General features: G+C 52.8%; 13 protein-coding genes. 9 read left to right on the top strand and 4 right to left on the bottom strand.

Going from position 1 to position 17,628, the window contains the following annotated elements; genetic code table 11:
- Positions 1–2: 2 nt before the first annotated feature.
- A complete protein-coding gene (locus ACG2E4_RS02760) occupies positions 3–920 on the bottom strand; it encodes a YihY/virulence factor BrkB family protein (protein WP_395275640.1) in 918 nt (305 codons plus the stop codon).
- A 184-nt stretch (positions 921–1,104) separates the two neighbouring features.
- Between ACG2E4_RS02760 and mutS the strand changes: the two genes are divergently transcribed.
- Both mutS and ACG2E4_RS02750 read left to right on the top strand, forming a co-directional pair.
- Positions 1,105–3,783, top strand: coding sequence for a DNA mismatch repair protein MutS (gene mutS / locus ACG2E4_RS02755; RefSeq protein ID WP_395275639.1), 2,679 nt, complete (start codon positions 1,105–1,107; stop codon positions 3,781–3,783).
- A 93-nt stretch (positions 3,784–3,876) separates the two neighbouring features.
- On the top strand, positions 3,877–4,770 hold the full coding sequence (locus ACG2E4_RS02750; RefSeq protein ID WP_395257156.1) for a GntR family transcriptional regulator: 894 nt from the start codon (positions 3,877–3,879) through the stop codon (positions 4,768–4,770).
- A 184-nt stretch (positions 4,771–4,954) separates the two neighbouring features.
- On the opposite strand, the gene mnmD is transcribed toward ACG2E4_RS02750, so the two are convergent.
- Both mnmD and ACG2E4_RS02740 read right to left on the bottom strand, forming a co-directional pair.
- The gene (gene mnmD, locus ACG2E4_RS02745) at positions 4,955–5,740 is read right to left on the bottom strand and encodes a tRNA (5-methylaminomethyl-2-thiouridine)(34)-methyltransferase MnmD (RefSeq protein WP_395275638.1); all 786 of its coding nucleotides are present in this window, start codon (positions 5,738–5,740) and stop codon (positions 4,955–4,957) included.
- A complete protein-coding gene (locus tag ACG2E4_RS02740) occupies positions 5,733–7,043 on the bottom strand; it encodes a DUF4097 family beta strand repeat-containing protein (RefSeq protein ID WP_395257152.1) in 1,311 nt (436 codons plus the stop codon). Before ACG2E4_RS02740 ends, mnmD begins: the two co-directional genes overlap by 8 nt.
- 161 nt (positions 7,044–7,204) lie before the next feature.
- Here ACG2E4_RS02740 and ACG2E4_RS02735 point away from each other — a divergent pair, with 161 nt between their 5' ends.
- Positions 7,205–8,404, top strand: coding sequence for a M20 family metallopeptidase (locus ACG2E4_RS02735; RefSeq protein WP_395275637.1), 1,200 nt, complete (start codon positions 7,205–7,207; stop codon positions 8,402–8,404).
- Positions 8,405–8,451: 47 nt separating this feature from the next.
- Positions 8,452–9,561, top strand: coding sequence for an NAD(P)/FAD-dependent oxidoreductase (locus ACG2E4_RS02730; protein ID WP_395275636.1), 1,110 nt, complete (start codon positions 8,452–8,454; stop codon positions 9,559–9,561).
- A 144-nt stretch (positions 9,562–9,705) separates the two neighbouring features.
- Here the strand turns inward: ACG2E4_RS02730 and ACG2E4_RS02725 are convergent, their stop codons facing one another.
- Entirely contained in the window at positions 9,706–10,362 is a 657-nt protein-coding gene (locus ACG2E4_RS02725; protein ID WP_395275635.1) for an NUDIX hydrolase, read from the bottom strand.
- A gap of 501 nt (positions 10,363–10,863) precedes the next feature.
- Here ACG2E4_RS02725 and ACG2E4_RS02720 point away from each other — a divergent pair.
- The 5 genes from ACG2E4_RS02720 (at position 10,864) to ACG2E4_RS02700 (ending at position 17,505) form a co-directional block, all read left to right on the top strand.
- Positions 10,864–11,859 (top strand): adenosine kinase, encoded by a 996-nt coding sequence (locus ACG2E4_RS02720; RefSeq protein ID WP_395275634.1) that lies wholly within the window; start codon positions 10,864–10,866, stop codon positions 11,857–11,859.
- Positions 11,860–11,920: 61 nt separating this feature from the next.
- Entirely contained in the window at positions 11,921–12,517 is a 597-nt protein-coding gene (gene rdgB, locus ACG2E4_RS02715; RefSeq protein ID WP_395257142.1) for an RdgB/HAM1 family non-canonical purine NTP pyrophosphatase, read from the top strand.
- An 81-nt stretch (positions 12,518–12,598) separates the two neighbouring features.
- A complete protein-coding gene (locus ACG2E4_RS02710; RefSeq protein ID WP_395275633.1) occupies positions 12,599–14,146 on the top strand; it encodes a sodium:solute symporter in 1,548 nt (515 codons plus the stop codon).
- 194 nt (positions 14,147–14,340) lie between these two features.
- On the top strand, positions 14,341–15,945 hold the full coding sequence (locus tag ACG2E4_RS02705; RefSeq protein ID WP_395275632.1) for a carboxylesterase/lipase family protein: 1,605 nt from the start codon (positions 14,341–14,343) through the stop codon (positions 15,943–15,945).
- 141 nt (positions 15,946–16,086) lie between these two features.
- Positions 16,087–17,505 carry a serine hydrolase domain-containing protein gene (locus tag ACG2E4_RS02700; RefSeq protein ID WP_395275631.1) on the top strand — a complete coding sequence of 473 codons (1,419 nt, stop codon included), beginning with the start codon at positions 16,087–16,089 and terminating at the stop codon, positions 17,503–17,505.
- Positions 17,506–17,628 lie beyond the last annotated feature (123 nt).

Raw genomic sequence — 17,628 nt, 5'->3', positions numbered from 1 at the left:
GGTCAGGAAATTGAGGTGTAGGGATTTTCTTTCAAATGACGGGCATCTACAAATACCTCTTGATAAGCACGGGCAACAATGGTAGCAAATACGAGCAGGGCGGCCGAATAAAAGGCCCAGATCCCGATTACCACGGCAATGGCATATCCCTGGTAAAAATAGCGGTAGGCCCGGAAGGCGTAATCAAGATAAATGCCTACGCCGAATTTTGCTATTTCAAACAGTACGGTATACACAAGGGCCCCGACAAATGCCACCTTTGGCTGCATCCGTTTTTCACTTATGTAACGGAAGATGATGTAGAATAGCAGGAAGGTAAATGCGACAGGAATAATCGTATTCAGAAATTCAAAAATCCAGCTGAGTTCAATAATCCGGTTGGTAAAGGGTACGGTGAGCTGGTCGAATGAGATAAAGGAAACGACATAGATGACCAGGCTGAAAAAGATGAAGACCCCTCCCACAACTCCAAAGGTAAAGAAGTTGTAGACCATTTCTAGAACGGGGTGCTTTCGATCCTGGATTTCAAAAACCTCGAACACCACATGCTTTACCGTGTGGAACAGGCCTTGTGCGAATACAATCAGGATTACCACGCCCACTATACCAAAAATGCGCCGTACCCCGATAAGCGGTTTCAGCAGGGTTTGAAGGGTGATGGCTCCCTTGTAGACATCCCCGCTTTTTGATTCAAATGCGAAACTGGGAAACAGCTCCTGGCCGTAGCGGATGATCTCCCTGAACGCCTCCTCGTAGGAGAGCACATATCCTATGATGGAGATCAACAGAAGCGTAAAGGGAATGGCACAGATAAAAAGGTTGAAGGTAATCGCGGACGCGTTGAAAAAAACATCTTTCTTTAAGACGAGTTTTACGATGAGCCGCCAGAATTCCTTATACTTATCCTTGTTAGTCAACACGACGGATGATTGAATTTCGATATACTGGAATAATAAAAAAAATTTGCACTTGATCGTTCAGCAACAATATTTCCTTTCTCAGCTGGCCCGGTGTTTACAACATGAAATATGCTGAACAGAAATTCTGTGAGCCAAGTATAAACCCGTTAATTCTGAAAAGTCAAATTAAGTAAGTATAAGGCAGATGAGCACAGCGACCAAAAAGCTGACCCCGTTAATGCGGCAATACCAAAAAATAAAGGATCAGTACGAGGGAACAATTTTGCTGTTCCGCGTGGGCGACTTTTATGAAACCTTTGACGACGATGCCAAAACGGTGAGCGAAGAGCTGGGCATCACGCTCACCAAGCGGAACAACGGAAGCGACCAGACGCCGCTGGCAGGTTTCCCCTACCATGCCCTGGACACCTACCTGCCCAAACTGGTGAAGCGCGGCCACCGGGTTGCGATTTGTGAACAGGTGGAGGATCCCTCGGAAGCCAAGAATGCGGGACGCAAAGTGGTGGATCGCGAAGTGACGGAGATCACCACGCCGGGCGTTACCATGTCGGAAAAGCTGCTGGAACACAAGCGCAACAACTACGCGGCGGCGATCTGCTGGTCGGGCGATACGGCGGGCCTCTCGTTCGTGGACGTCTCCACCGGCGAATTCCAGCTCAGTCAGGTGCATAAAGATCAGCTGCTGGACCTGCTGCGCTCCATTACGCCATCGGAGCTTATCCTGCAGAAAAAGCTAAAAAACAACGTGCCGAAAGAGCTTCAGGATTATAATATCACGTTTGTGGAAGACTGGGTATACGAGGGGGATTACGGCTACAACCTGTTGACCGATCATTTTGAAACCCATTCGTTAAAGGGGTTTGGTGTAGAAGGACAGGAAGTCGCCCAGGTGGCGGCCGGCGCCCTGCTGCATTACGTGCAGGATACCCAGAAGGCGTCACTGGGACATATCAAGCGGCTGAAGGCGTTTGAAAACAACGAATATATGGCGCTCGACAGTTCCACGAAGCGAAATCTGGAGCTGATTACGAGCATCCAGGAAGGCGGCACCGAGGGCACGCTGATCTCCATTATGGATCAGACCAGCACGGCCATGGGCGGGCGCCTGCTGCGCAAGTGGATTATGCGCCCCCTGAAACGGATAGAGCCGATAACACAGCGTCTGAATGCCGTGGAGGCACTGAATGTGAACCACGAAGTTCGTGAAAACCTGCGTGAGGAGCTGGAACAGGTGGGCGACCTGGAACGGCTGATGTCGCGCATCTGTGTGGGGCGGACCAACGCCCGCGATCTGATGAAGCTGAAGCAGTCACTTGCGCAGGTGCCGCGCATCAAAATGCAGTTCAACAAGCTGCAGGAGCCGCTGCTGACGGATATCCGCGATCGCCTGAAGCTGATGATTGAACTGCAGGAGAAGATCGAGAAAGCGATACAGGAGGATCCGCCCGCCAGCGTGCGCGACGGCGATATCTTTAAAGACGGCTACAACGAGGAGCTGGATGAACTCCGCGATGTGGCCCGCAATGGGAAAAACTACATCGCCAGGCTAAAGGATGAACTTTCGCAGGAGACCGGCATCCCGTCGCTTAAAATTGGGTATAACAAGGTGTTTGGATACTACATCGAGGTGACGAACACGCATACCGATAAAGTGCCGGAACATTTTAACCGCAAGCAGACCCTGGTCAATTCCGAGCGGTATATTACCCCCGAACTGAAAGAGGTGGAGGAAAAGATCCTGTCCTCCGAAGAGCGCAGCAAGACGCTGGAATATGAGCTTTTCGAAGAGCTGCGGCAGTATGTAGCGCAGTACGCCGAAGAGGTACAGCAGATCGCCCAGGCCGTGGCCGAACTCGACTGCCTCCACAGTTTTGCCGAGGTGGCCTACCACAACAACTATTGCAAGCCCAATATCGCCGACGACCAGGTGATCGACATTACGAAAGGACGCCATCCCGTTGTGGAGAAGACCCTCCCCCCCGGAGAGCCCTTTATCCCCAACGACCTGCACCTGGAAAATGAGGATGAGCAGATCCTGATTATCACCGGTCCCAATATGGCGGGTAAGAGCATTATTCTTCGTCAAACCGGCCTCATTGTATTGATGGCCCAGGTCGGCAGTTTCGTTCCGGCTGAAAAGGCACACATCGGGCTTGTGGATAAAATCTTTACGCGGGTCGGGGCTTCCGACAACCTTGCCGCCGGCGAAAGTACGTTTCTGGTGGAGATGAACGAGGCCGCCAACATCCTGAACAATGCCACCCGCAACTCGCTTATTTTGCTGGACGAGGTGGGTCGCGGCACCAGCACGTTTGACGGACTCAGCATTGCGTGGTCGCTGGCGGAGTACCTGCACAACCAGCCGAGCGTGGCTGCCAAAACGCTGTTTGCCACCCACTACCACGAGCTGAATGAGCTTCAAAACATGTATGAACACATTGCCAACTATAACGTGAAAGTGCAGGAACATGACGGGGAGATTGTCTTTCTCCACAAGCTGGTGCGCGGCGGGGCCGATCACAGCTACGGCATCCAGGTGGCGGATATGGCGGGCCTGCCTTCCATTGTGATTGAACGGGCCAGGGAGATCCTGAAGAACCTGGAGAACCACAGCATCGATATCACCGACAGCAACGGCACGCTGGAGGAGGGCGCCCAAAAGAAAAAAGAGGCGATCAAGAAAGCCACAAAAGAGATGGAGAAGCAGGGGCAGATCGACCAGATGTCGCTGTTCCAGACCCAGCTCGATCCCAACATCGAAACGCTGATCGACAAGCTGGATGCCTGCGATCCCAACCGGATGACCCCGATCGAATCGCTCATGCTGGTCTCGGAGCTGAAGAAACTGGTAGACAAGAAATGATAATTATTGACTTATAGATTTATTGAATTGCTCAATGACGGTATCAATTAAACAATTCTTTAATTCTGCAATTCAATAATTCAACAACTTCCCGTGAAAAATTCCGCCAAATACATTGCCGACCGCATCCGCCTGATGATCGCCACCAAGCAGTTCCAGGTGGGGGAAGTGCTGCCCTCTACGCGCAAGCTGGGCCAGCAGCTGGAGACCAGCTTCCATACGGTGCGCAAGGCCTACCATATACTGGCGGATGAAGGATTGGTAGCCAGTGAACAGGGGCGCGGCTTCATTGTCGAGCGGCAGACATCCACGCTGGATAAATCGGACCGGCTGGAGGTGGGGGCCGAGAAGATGCGGAAGCTGCTGGAGGAGCTGATCGGCTACGGGCTGGATGAAACCGAGATCGACGAGCTGTTCCAGGAGCAGCTCAGCTTTATGGACTGGCCGGATCGTATTGAAACATGTGCCACGGTCGGGGAAACGAAGGAGCTCGGGCGGATGCTGTCAGAGTCGATTAATAAACGGGTGGGGGTAAAAAGCACCATTCTCACCTCCGACCAGTACAATGAGACGGTAAAATATGATGCTCTTTTCGTGCCGGTGCACCTGCTGAATTCGTTCCGCGATTTTGCCGAGACCGGCCGCCTGCTGCCGATTGTCTACGGCTTTGACCCGGATGTGATTCTCTCGATTGTGGACCGGGCGGCCATAGAAACGATCGGGCTGGTTGCTGCCGAGGACAAAACGATTCCCAATGTGATAAACCAGTTAAAACTGAACATGAAGTTCGAGGGCTCGTTCGTGGCGGGGGCGACCTATGGCAAATCATTGCCGCTTTTTGTTCGGGAAACCGATCTCATCCTTTATACCCCGGACAGTGCCAGCCTGGTGGAACAGAAAATTCCGGAAAAAAGGCGTATCAAGCTGGAATACCAGATCTCCGAACAGAGCGCCCAGACGATTCGGGCGGAATTGTGGGATCAATGAGTGGTGTATATTGGGTCATCGGTCGTGAGTTATGGGTCGGGTGTGATCTGTGGTTTGTTTAGAAGGCTGGTATTACACATTACAGCAGCATTGATGAACCGGTATTTTATTGAGCACGGCTCTGAAGGTACAGGTAAAGGGATGAAATGAGGATATTGTAAAACCAATGTTTTTTTGAAGCCCTCTAAAAATCATTGGTTTCGTAGCGCCGGGCCAGTCGCTCTTCGTTTACACTCTCCAGGTGAGCCAGTTTTTTGGGATTTCTAGAGGCCACCGTCATCTCGCGCTTGCCTAGGGCGCCTTTTTCTCGTGCAACGTGCCATCCCGCCCAGGCCATCGCCCCGCGCGCTCTGGAGGCCGCGGAATAGGTCGTCAGTACGGCGTCGGCACTGCTCCATTCTGCCAGTTTCTTAAATACATCGCCGGTCCACAGTTCTTCGTTTACGGCGGGAGAAAAAGGGTCGTGAAATATAAAATCCGCTTCCAGATTGGCGGGGTTAAACTCCTTGAAAAGGCCAAAGAACAGGTGAAGCGTGACCCCGGGAATGAGTTCAAATTTGTTCAGGCCCGGTTCTATCTGCTCGAAAATACGGGGAAGCTTGTCCACAAGTTCCGGGTGATCCAGGTGGTTGGCATAGTTAAATGACCGGGCGGTTTCGGCATCCACCGGAAATCCCTCAATGCTGTAGAAATGGACTGCGTGCCGCAGTTTCCTGTTCAGGTATTCATCCGCGAGAAGCACCAGGTTGAGTCCCGTACCAAATCCCGTTTCCAGGATGGTAATGGACTCCGGTTCGGAAAGCCGGTCCAGCAACCCGTTTTTCTCAAAAAAATTGTGCCGGCTTTCCGCGACCGCCCCGTTGGGATTGTGGTAGTGCTGGTCGAACTGCCGGGAGTAGAGCGTGTGGGACCCGTCCTCGGTGGTGCGGAGGTTGTTGTTTCGAGTGGAATTATCTTCGTTGTCAGTCATTGGTCGAGATGGAAACAGTGCCATACCCGCAGTGGGCCGTTATCGGAAGCCCTCCGTCGTTGATGGCTCCTTCAATTTTACCTTTGGTTCGGGTACCATCGAACTCAAATGAATCGCTGATCGAAACCTCGGTACCACGAGCCGTAATATCGGCATTTAGCGAGCGGGGAAGCAAAAGTGAAATATTGCCCGCCGAGGTGTTGAAATCCAGGGGGCCCTGAAGAGATCGGATATCAGCGGAGATATTGCCCCCTGAAGTTTTCGCCTCACCTGTACCATGCAGGCGGTTGATGTTGATATGCCCTCCTCCCGTCGAAAGCTCTATCGTACCGCTGCTTTTTTCAATCCGGATATGGCCGCCGGAGGTCGTCAACATGATGTCGCCCTCAAGCTGTTCGCTGGTAATATGTCCTCCACGGGATGTTGCATGTATCGTACCCGAAAGGTCATTGAGGGTGATATGGCCGCCGCTTGTTTCCAAACGCTGATCGCCCTCAATACTGGTAATGGAAATGTGCCCGCCGGAAGTGTTAACCGTAAAACTGGTTTGTCGCGGAACCGTGACCGTTGTCTCCAGGTTGATTCGGTCTGAAAGCGAGGGGCGTTTTTTTGATAAAATGGAAAGAGCCATATTTCCATTTTCCTGTTTCCGGTCCACAGAGATGTTTTGGGCAAGGGCCCGTTGATCTCCGACATCCCCGGTGGCCTGTATGACGATCTCTCCACCGGTGGAATCGGCGCCGACAATATTAACATTTCCGAAGCTCAGATCGAGGTCCACATTGTTGTGCCGGGGAAGCTCAAATGATTTTCGATATACATACACGCCCGGCGAAACTTCAGACCAGGAGGCCTCTTCCACGTTGTACCGCCGGTTAATAAACACCTTTTTATCCTGCAACTTTATCTTAAAGTCTCCATGCTCGAGCTCCTGCAGTTTTTGCTCCAGCTTGCGGAGCGATTCGTCAACCGAACCTGTCGCCTCTTCTCCCAAGGCCAGTGATTCAGCCCCGTGCTGTATGAGTTTGTCGAGGTGTCGAAGTTCTATATCAATGTTTTCCAGGTTTTTCAAATTCTCAAGATTTTTCAGATTCCGGAGATTCTTCAAATTCTCCAGGTTTTGCAGGTCGATAACGATCGACGGGGGAAGCGGTGGGCGGGGTACCTGCACTGAATCGGTGGCGGCATTCGAAGGAGCCGGGGGGCGGGGCGGCCTGTCTTCCCGATTTAACAGGAAAATAGCGATGCCCACAAAAGCGAGGCCGGCGACCACAATTTCCCACGAAATGTTTTTGCTGCTCATTTTTTTGTGCTTAAATCGGTTAATCTGAATATAGACTATCTGTCACAGTTGACCGGTACGCGAACGCGAGGTAAAAGTTGCAAATCGGGATAAAAGAGTTGACCAAATTTAATTATTTTGAGTCATACTCGTATCCGGTCTCAATCTATTAAAACATAATCATGCAGGTAAAAAAAATTCAGGCGCTAACGGAACAATATTTTGACGAGATGGTCCAGGTACGGCGACATCTCCACCGGCACCCGGAAGTGAGCTACCAGGAACACGAAACGACAAAATATATTATCGAGAAGCTTGAAGAGCTGGATATCCCGGCAGACCGTCCGCTGGATACCGGCTGCGTGGGAGTGCTGGAAGGGGACCAGTCCTCCGACCGCGTGGTGGCGCTGCGCGCTGATATCGATGCTCTCGCGATCCAGGAGGAGGGAGAGCACAAGAAGGAATTTATGTCAGAAAATGAAGGGGTGGCCCACTGCTGTGGTCACGACAGTCACACGGCCAACCTGGTCGGAGCAGCCCATATCCTCAATGACCTGAGAGAGGAAATTGAGGGAACCGTATTGCTGATTTTTCAACCGGCCGAGGAAAAACTGCCGGGCGGGGGACGCCTGCTCTGCGAGACGGGCTACCTGCAGGAAAAAGGGGTGGATGTAATCTATGGACTCCATTCCAGTTCATTCCTGGAGCCGGGACAGATCGGTATAAAAGAGGGTCCGCTGATGGCCCGCCCCGACGAGTTTAATATCGAGATTATCGGCAAAGGGGGGCACGCCGCCTCCCCGCATGAGACGGTAGACCCGGTGGTACTGGCAGCCCAGGCTGTAACGGCTATCCAAACCATCGCCAGCCGCAATATTGATCCCAGTGAGCCGGTGGTCATCACGATCGGGAAGATTGCGGGGGGAACCGCCCACAATATAATCCCGGAAAAAGTGGAGATGATCGGCACCATTCGAACGTTCTCGCAGCAGACCGCTGAATTTATCAGCGAACGTATCGAGAAAATTGTGCAGGGGATCACTACCTCGGCCGGTGCCGACTATACCTACACGTTTGATCCCGGCTACCCGGCGGTCGACAATACCGGCTGGGCGACCGATATTGTTATTGAAACCGCGGCTGAGATCATCGGCAAAGAGCAGGTAAAGATACTCGAAAAACCAATTATGGCGGGGGAGGATTTTGCGTTTTACCAGCAGCATTTTCCAGGCGCTTTTTTCTTCCTTGGCAGCGGAAGCGAGGCCGCCGGAGCTGTTCATCCCTGGCACCACCCGCACTATAACGTGGATGAAGAGTGCTTTAAGACCGGCGCGGCACTGATGGCTTCCCTGGTTTTTCATCCGCTCCCTCCAGAGTTGTGATTTAATCAGGACAAGCGATATTTTCACGCAATACGCAGTAAATCCCAATGAATGATCTCTCCTTTTGGGAAAAAGTTGCTTTTCAAACAAGCTACGATCTGATCGTCGTGGGGGCTGGTATTACCGGACTTTCGTCGGCCTTATTTTACAGGCAGTCCCATCCCGGCAGATCCGTACTGGTGTTGGAACGAGGGGCGGCACCGCGGGGTGCCAGCACCCGCAACGCCGGTTTTGCCTGCATCGGTTCCATCACCGAGCACCAGGCCGATCTTGATCGGATCCCCGAAGAGCAGCTTAAAACAAGGATAAAAAGGCGTTTTAATGGCCTGGAACTGTTAAAGTCGACCCTGGGAGCAGATGCCATCGGTTACAAACCGTGTGGTGGATACGAGCTGTTTAGATCTCAAGCGGCGTTTAGCGAGGCCAAACAGCAGATCCCCAAATTCAATCGCTGGCTTTTGCAGCTGGCCGGTGAAGAAGAGGTATATACAACAGGCAGATTGAATGGTTATCCTGTAATTTTTAACCGCCTGGAGGGCGCCCTGCACCCCGGGAGAATGATGAAAGCGCTCATAGACCGGGCAAAAAAAGCGGGGATAGAGATACGCTGGAATGCAGAAGTTCAGCAAGTGGTTCCGGCCGGTTTTGTTTTGCTGGATGACGGGACCGAATTTGCGGGTGACCAGGTCCTGGTGGCCACCAACGGGTTTGTGAAAAACCTTTGGCCGGGCACGGAAGTAACCCCGGCACGGGGATATATTTTGTTGACCGCACCCATTGACAACCTGGAGTGGCGGGGTACATTTCACCACGATCGCGGGTACCTCTATTTCCGGGATGTCGGGGACCGACTGCTGCTGGGAGGCGGCCGGAACATAGCTGAACAGGAGGAAGCCACCGACCAGCTCGGGATTAATCTGAAGATAAAAGAGTACCTCGTCCGGTTTGCAGAGGAGACCCTGAAATTGCCGAGCGGCTGGAAAATCGAACAGGAATGGTCGGGCATCATGGGATTTACCGAAAATAAAATGCCGGTCGTAAAACATATGGAAGGCCGAATTTTTACGGCGGCCGGGTTGAGCGGAATGGGAATATCCATCGGCATGCAGGTGGGAAGCGAGGCGGTGGAACTGTTGCGGTCCGGTTCAAAAAAATGAATTGCCACCTCTGCTTCAAACAGATCATATGTAAACTCCTTTTTTCAACTCCATCCCGTTACGACTGGCAAACATCGAATGGGGCGTTCCGCAGATACCCGGATGACAAGGATGCGTTGAGCAGGGACAGATTTTCCGGCAAGGTCAGTCGATACCAGCATTATGAGCCTCCGACCTGAACTCCCGGTAGAGTTCCAGGAACTCATTCAGCATCATGGCGGTGGCTCCCCAGAGCGGCACGCGGTGGACATCCCAATACGGCACTTTGAAGGTGTGATTCCGCAGATTCCAGTCCTCCACGGTCAGATTTTTCTTTCCCAGCAGGCTTTCCAGCTCCACGGAAAAGGCCTCTTCCACTTCGCGGGGATCGAGGGATAATTCGGGCTGTTCCTCCATATAGCCGACTACGGGGGTCACATCGTTATTGGAATGACTGACAAAAAGCTTGGTCAGCTGCCCGGCGATATGCACCTGGCCGGGGTCGATGCCCACCTCCTCCCGTGCCTCGCGCAGTGCCGTTTCGACAGGAGTTTCTCCCTCCTCCGAACGACCGCCCGGGAAGCTGATCTGTCCCCCGTGGTCAATGTCGCTGCTTCGCAGGGTAAGCAGAATCTCCAGCTCCATCTCCTCATTGGGATAGAACAATACCAGCACGCTGCTCTGTCGCGCATGGGGCGTGGGCTCCATCTTGCGCTCAGGCCCACGGGTTCCGACCGGTTCGGGAGCCATTTTCAGCTGCACATTTCGCCCCGGCAGGGCCTGCTGAAGTCGTTGTTTTAGGTATGGTACGAATAAATGCATGGCGTCTAAAATAGATGATTTTCAGGAATAAATCGGGGGGAATGAGTTTTTCCCGTCCAGGGCGCCATTCACGTAAAATTATACTTAGAAGTATTTTTCAAAATATTCAAATCAGCGTTTGGAGGGAGTTGTATTCCCGTTTTATCTGCTATATAAGGTCGGTGGTACAACCAACTCCCAACAACATAGTAGGTTCTGCAAAGGTCTCCACAATTAACTGATTCCTCGTAGTCAATTACTACGTTTCGCGGGTGATTCCAGTTGTTTTATCGAAAAAAATGAATGAGGAAAGATGATAAAGGAGCCCAAAAGGGAAAAGGGCAAATTTGACTTTTTGAGGATGCCCTATTTAATCTCAGGATTCATCCCATGGAATGGATGTCACAGAATTGCCCCGGGACTGTTCCCGAAAGAAACCCATTTTCAAACCAGACGCAGAGTCCGTACTTTATTCGAGTTTCGTTTTAATCGTTAACATCATGATCTGTTACAGTTCCTGCTATGAAGAGAAAATATAACGTGTATGGCATCGGTAACGCCCTTGTGGACATAGAATTTGAGGTGTCTGATGATTTTCTAAGCAAACATAAAGTCAAAAAAGGGGTCATGACCCTGGTCGATGAGGAAACGCAGTTCAGGCTTATTGAAGATATCAACCACGCCGAAGCGGTTCGAAAACCGGGAGGCTCTGCCGCCAATACCGTGTACGCAGTCAGCCAGTTCGGGGGAAAAGCATTTTATTCCTGCAAAGTGGCCGATGACAAGTTTGGAGATGACTACCTGGAGGAGATGAAAGAGGCGGGAATCGACACGAACTTTGACCGGCAGCAGCAGCCGGAGGGAATTACGGGAAAATGCCTGGTCATGATTACCGGTGATGCGGACCGAACGCTCAATACCTATCTTGGAATTACCTCATCGCTCTCAAAAAATGAGGTGGATGAACATGCTATCAGCGTCTCCGACTACCTGTACCTCGAAGGTTACCTGGTGGCCTCCGATACCGGACTTGAAGCGATGAAACAGGCGAAAAATATTGCGGAGAATCACGAGGTGAACACCGCCCTCACGCTGTCGGATCCCTCGGTGGTGGAGGCGTTCAAAGATCGTTTTGAAGAGGTAATCGGGGCTTCGGTAGACCTGCTGTTTTGCAACGAGGATGAAGCGAAGGAATATACCGGCAAGACGGACTTGCTGGAAGCCCGCGAAGCGCTCAAAAAAGAAGCCCGGCGTTTTGTTATTACCCAGGGCAGCAATGGCGCGATGATCTACGACGGCGACACGTTTATCGATATCGAACCTTATGATGTAAAAGCTGTTGACACCAACGGCGCGGGCGATATGTTTGCCGGGGCGTTTTTGTACGGAATTACAAACGGTATGGGGTTCGCGGCGGCCGGGAAACTGGCGAGCCTGGCCTGTTCCCGGATCGTTTCTCAGTTTGGTCCACGCCTCAAGTGGCACGAAGCCCAGGAAGTGTTGCGTCAGCTATCGTGACTTAAGCAATGAACCAGATGTCAATTAATTTTTCCAGCAATTTTAACTGTGAAACAGAAGTATGAAAAATCTGATACTGGCCAGCCGCAATGAGCACAAAATACAGGAACTGCGGGAAACGCTGTCCGACCTTGACCTGGAACTGAAGTCGGCACTCGATTTTGAGGAGCTCGGCGAAGTGGAGGAGGACAAGCAGACCCTGAAAGGCAACGCCCGGAAAAAGGCCCGCTACGTTTTTGAGAAGACCGGTCTGCCCGCCCTGGCGGATGACACTGGCCTGGAGGTGGATGCCCTGGATGGACGCCCCGGCGTGTTTTCAGCCCGCTATGCCGGCGAAAATGCCTCTTACGATGACAATACCGACAAGCTGCTGGCGGAACTGGCCGGGGTCGATGATCGGAACCGGACGGCCCGGTTTCGTACCGTGGTTGCGTATATCGATGAGAAGGGCGGTGAACACTTTTTCGAGGGAATCTGCCGGGGTAAAATTTTAAAAGAACGCCGGGGAGACAAAGGGTTTGGTTACGATCCTGTATTCCAGCCCGAGGGATATGAGCAGACGTTTGCCCAGTTGGATGCAGAAGAAAAAAACAGGATAAGCCACCGGGGCCGGGCCATCGGCGAACTGTACAGATGGCTGAGCAGCACGTTGAAATAGGGACGGGAGTGTCAGGATGCAGCAGGTTCGAGCTGTTCTGGTGATATAGCAGTTTAATCGTCACAAACAAAGGAAGCTGTTTTGGGATTTAGTGCCGTTGATTACATCGTCATTGTGGTGTACCTGGTGGGGGTGGCTGTTATCGGTATTCGCATCGCCGGGAAGCAGACCTCAACTTCCGACTATTTTTTGGGAGGAGAGGGCATCCCCTGGTGGGCAGTTCTTTTTTCCGTTGTAGCCACGGAGACCAGTACACTGACCTTTATCAGCATTCCGGCCGTGGCGTATGGTGGTAATCTCACTTTTCTCCAGATTACGCTCGGTTATATTGCGGGACGGGTGCTGGTAAGCCTGTTTTTTCTCCCAAAGTATTATGAAGGGAATCTCACGACGGCCTACCAGTTTCTGGCCAACCGGTTCGGTCCTGCCATGCGCAACGCCACCAGTACCACCTTTATGGTTACCCGCCTGCTGGCCGACGGAGTCAGGCTTTTTGCCACGGCTATTCCCCTGGCTATTATCTTGCGGCTGGGCGGGGCGTTTATCGGGTGGGGAGACCTGCAGCTGTACCTGTTGTCGATCAGCGCCATCTCCCTGGTTACCGTCATCTACACGCTTATTGGAGGAATCAAGGCCGTGGTATGGATGGACGTAATGCAGATGGCGGTGTATATCGGCGGGGCGCTACTGGCCGCCGGTATTATGATCGGCGGTATTCCGGGGGGACTCCCGGCCGCCGTTACGACTGCTGCCGAGGCCGGGAAGCTGAACTTCCTGGAGTTTGGCTTCGACATGAGCTTTACTGATTTTATTGCCACACCCTATACCTTCTTTACCGCCCTCGTCGGGGGTGCAATCTTTTCGGTGGCTTCACACGGAACCGACCAGCTGATCGTCCAGCGGCTGCTGACGACCCGTAACCTGGAGAACAGCCAGAAGGCCCTGGTCTGGAGTGGCGTGGTGGTGGCCCTTCAGTTTGCGCTGTTTCTGGGAATAGGAATCCTGTTATATGCATTTTACGAAGCACAGTCTGCCGAAGCGCTGGGACTGGTCACCACGGACGAAATTTTCGCCAAATTCATTGTCGAGCAGCTGCCGGCAGGCTTGTCGGGGTTAATCGTTGCCGCCCTTTTTGCGGCCGCCATGAGCAGCCTGAGCTCCTCACTCAACTCGCTCGCCTCATCTACTACGCTCGACCTGTACAAACCCTATTTCGGCAAAGACAATACCGAGGCCCGCGACCTGCAGGTCTCCCGCATGATCACGATCATCTGGGCATTGATTCTCACGGGTTCCGCCTACTTTTTTGCACTGCTCCAGCTGCAGGAGGGAGAACGTCCCGCTGTCGTCGAACTCGGGCTGGGTATCGCCTCCTATACCTATGGTGGGCTGCTCGGGGCTTTTGTGCTTGGCCGCTGGTTTGACAAGCCAGACCGCCGGGACGCCATGATCGGCTTTTTTGCCGGGCTCATTTCACTGCTTTTTATGGTGGAGGGACCTGTTCAGGACCTGCTGCCGGGAGAGGGACTTGCGATCGCCTGGCCGCTGTACACCGCAGTGGGAAGCATTATCGTGGTTGCCGCAGGCAATATTTCCAGGTGGACCAGAAAGGCCTGGAACGGGGGTTGATTTTGCAATTAGCAAAGAGCAGACCGGGCCGGGCTCTATTTTCTATCTGCATGACAACTTGTTAGAGGACCTTTGCAAAACAACGGTTTTTCAAAGGCCTCTTGTTAAAGAAAATTCATACTATTACTATTGGTGCCTCAGGCAGCAACAGGATGTTGGAAACGCTTGTCACCGTCACTCTAAACCTGGTTAGCATGCTTCAATCGTTAGTCACTAAAATTGTTACCATTGTAATAGGAACAGGTATTCTATTGGCCCCCGACGCTTTTTCACAATCGACCGATAATGCGGCTCCCCGGGTCGAAACCGAGAACGGCACCGTTGAAGGAATTAACGATTCCGGGGTCTATATCTACAAGGGTATTCCTTTTGCGGCGCCACCAGTCGGCAAACTTCGGTGGAGACCTCCCCGGCCGGTTGACGACTGGACCGGGATAAAACAGGTAAAACAGTTTGGTCCGCGCTGTATGCAGCGGCCCATTTTCGACGATATGGTTTTCCGGTCGGATGGAATGAGTGAAGACTGCCTCTACCTGAATGTTTGGTCGCCGGTCGAGAGTCCCGGGGCCGATCTGCCGGTGCTGGTCTATTTTTATGGCGGGGGATTGATGGCCGGCGACGGATCAGAACCGCGGTATGACGGGGAAAGCATGGCGCGAAATAAAGGACTTGTAGTGGTTACGGTAAATTACCGGTTGTCTGTATTTGGATTTCTCTCCCATCCCGGGTTGACTGCTGAGTCGCCGCATTCCGCTTCCGGAAATTACGGTCTGCTGGATCAGGCAAGGGCCCTGCAGTGGGTAAAAGAAAATATCGAGGCTTTTGGCGGCGACCCGGAGCAAGTCACGATTGCAGGTGAATCCGCGGGTTCAATGTCGGTGAGTGCGCAGATGGCCTCCCCGCTGTCCAGGGACCTGATTGCGGGAGCCGTGGGAGAGAGTGGTTCGCTTTTGGGGAGTCTTTCGGCAGTTTCCCTTCGAAAAGGAGAAAAAGCCGGGCGTACATTCCAGGATCTGCTCGGGGCCGCCTCCCTTGAAGAGATGCGACAGATGCCGGCTGAAAAAGTGCTGGAGGCAACGGCACGCGAAGATGTGCCCCGGTTTCCTGTAACAGTGGATGGGTACTTTTTTCCGAAAAAACCGATTGAGATCTACCGTTCGGGCGAACAGGCCGACGTGCCCCTGCTGGTGGGGTGGAATTCGGAAGAGATGAGCCACCAGTTTCTTTTCCAGGGTAAAAAGCCGACTCCCGAAAACTATAAGGCGCTGGTCAACCAGCTGTATGGCGAGCACGCAGATAAGATCCTGGACCTGTACCCTGGCAACACCGGTGAAGAAGTGCTGAAGTCGGCCACTGCCCTGGCGGGCGACCGGTTCATCGCTTTTAGCACGTGGAAGTGGAGTGATATCCACAGTAAAACGAGCACCAGCCCGGTGTACCGTTACTACTATTCGCGCCCGCGCCCCGCCATGGCGTCTGAAGAGGATTCCAAACCCCCGCCGGCCACGGGCGCCGTTCACGCTGCTGAGATTGAATATGTGATGGGAAACCTTCCCAGAAATCATGTGTACGCCTGGACGGAAGAAGATTACCAGGTCTCCGATATTTTTCGGGGTTTTGTGGCGAATTTCGTACAAAGGGGAGATCCCAACGGCCTGGGACTACCGGAATGGAAGGCACTGCAAGAGGGAAATAAACGCAGGGTGATGCAGATCGATGTTCATTCCCGCCTGCGGGCGGCACAGCACCAGGAACGGTATGAGTTTCTGGATCGGTTGGCATACCCGGAATCGGAATAAGAAGGGGGATATCCTTGGATCTAACCCGCATTTCTCACCAAGAAATTTGTCCTTCAACGCAGCTGAAAGGTCCATTTCGCAGCCCATTACAGACTGTAATGATGATTTGGCAGTAAAAAATAGTATAAGTTATGGTCATCCATGAAGTTACATAATTTTATCCAACATACTCGTGAGAAACCCGGGCTAACGCCTTCCATCAAATTCCTGTTATGGCCCGAAGACGGGTACTACATCAATGAAAAACAGGAAGCAGCTGAAAAACTGTGCCCATTACGAGTATTATGGGCCATTCTAATTGTACCTGCGGTATTTATTTTTTCGGCCTGTTCAGATACCGTGAATCAGCAAAGCCGGGAGGCCGTCAGCATCTCCGCCGTCGACAGCCTGGTGGACCGCGCGGTAGCGCAGGAGCATATTCCCGGCGCCGTGGTACGTGTGCAGCAGGGTGATTCCATCCTGCATCACAAAGCCTACGGGTATGCTCAATTGTACACCTTTGAGTTGGAACGGCTGGAGCAGCCAGATACCATGACGACCGGGCACCTGTTTGACCTGGCGTCGTTGACGAAGGTGAGTGCCACGACGTTTGGTATTATGTTGCTGGCGGACAGCGAGCGGATTCAGCTGGATTCCCCGGTCCATCGGTGGCTGCCGGAGTTTGCCCGGGGAGATAAGAAAAAAATCACGGTGCGTCACCTGCTAAGGCATACCGCCGGACTTCCGCAGTGGGTACCCACCTATTACTATGCCTCCAACGCTGAAGAACAGTATGACTATATCGCTTCATTACCACTGAAGTACGAGGTGGGCGCGGAACGCCATTACAGCGACCTGGGATTTATGCTGCTGGGCGAAATAATTCGGCGCGTTTCGGGTCAGCCGCTCGACCAGTTCCTGGAGCAGGAGCTCTACCGGCCGCTGGACTTGAAACATACCGGCTTTAATCCGCTTGAAAGCGGGATCTCCCGGGAAAAGATTGCCGCAACCTCGCACGGCAACCCGTTTGAGAAGCAGATGGTTTATGACGATGATTTCGGATACAGCGTGGATGTGGAGCCTGAATCCTGGAATGGATGGCGCCTTTATACGTTGCGCGGCGAGGTAAACGATGGCAACGCCTGGTACGGAGCCGGGGGCGTGGCCGGTCATGCCGGATTGTTCTCCACGGCCGCCGAGCTGCAATCGCTGGTCCATCTGTTGCTGCGGAAAGGGAAATACCAGGGGAGACAGCTTATTTCCGAGGCGGCGATCAACACTTTTTTAACGATAGACCAATTTGGAAACGGGCTCGGATGGGCGATGGATCCTGCCGTTTTTTCAGCTGAGGGAGTGCCAAAGGGCAGCTTTGGTCACACCGGCTTTACCGGAACGAGCATTCTGGCGATCCCGGAATACGACCTGTCGGTCATCCTGTTTACCAACCGGCAACACGCGGGACGCCGGGAAAACGGCTACTACTTTGACCTCGGTCCACTGCGCCAGCAGATTGCAACTGCCGTTTTAAAAAAAATCGGGCACCAGAGCCCATCCCGGTCCCTGCAAGGTAATCCCGGGTAGCCTGCTTTTTATTCCAGGTACGAAAAACAGGTTCGGCCAGCACCCCACAAATACACCACCCAAAACTCAAGACTCACGACCCAAGACTCACGACCCAAGACTCACGACCCAAGACTCACGACC

This window comes from Halalkalibaculum sp. DA384 (assembly GCF_043951955.1).
GTDB lineage: Bacteria > Bacteroidota > Rhodothermia > Balneolales > Balneolaceae > JAMQKA01.
The sequence above is the reverse complement of the archived record's forward strand: the minus strand, read 5'-3'. Positions and strand labels throughout refer to the sequence as shown.

Excerpts from the sequence above, each read along its gene's own strand:
- mutS (WP_395275639.1), top strand. The coding sequence starts at position 1,105 with ATGAGCACAGCGACCAAAAAGCTGACCCCGTTAATGCGGCAATACCAA.
- mnmD (WP_395275638.1), bottom strand. The coding sequence starts at position 5,740 with ATGACTGACAACGAAGATAATTCCACTCGAAACAACAACCTCCGCACC.
- ACG2E4_RS02740 (WP_395257152.1), bottom strand. The coding sequence starts at position 7,043 with ATGAGCAGCAAAAACATTTCGTGGGAAATTGTGGTCGCCGGCCTCGCT.
- ACG2E4_RS02735 (WP_395275637.1), top strand. The coding sequence starts at position 7,205 with ATGCAGGTAAAAAAAATTCAGGCGCTAACGGAACAATATTTTGACGAG.
- ACG2E4_RS02730 (WP_395275636.1), top strand. The coding sequence starts at position 8,452 with ATGAATGATCTCTCCTTTTGGGAAAAAGTTGCTTTTCAAACAAGCTAC.
- ACG2E4_RS02725 (WP_395275635.1), bottom strand. The coding sequence starts at position 10,362 with ATGCATTTATTCGTACCATACCTAAAACAACGACTTCAGCAGGCCCTG.
- ACG2E4_RS02720 (WP_395275634.1), top strand. The coding sequence starts at position 10,864 with ATGAAGAGAAAATATAACGTGTATGGCATCGGTAACGCCCTTGTGGAC.
- rdgB (WP_395257142.1), top strand. The coding sequence starts at position 11,921 with ATGAAAAATCTGATACTGGCCAGCCGCAATGAGCACAAAATACAGGAA.
- ACG2E4_RS02705 (WP_395275632.1), top strand. The coding sequence starts at position 14,341 with ATGCTTCAATCGTTAGTCACTAAAATTGTTACCATTGTAATAGGAACA.
- ACG2E4_RS02700 (WP_395275631.1), top strand. The coding sequence starts at position 16,087 with ATGAAGTTACATAATTTTATCCAACATACTCGTGAGAAACCCGGGCTA.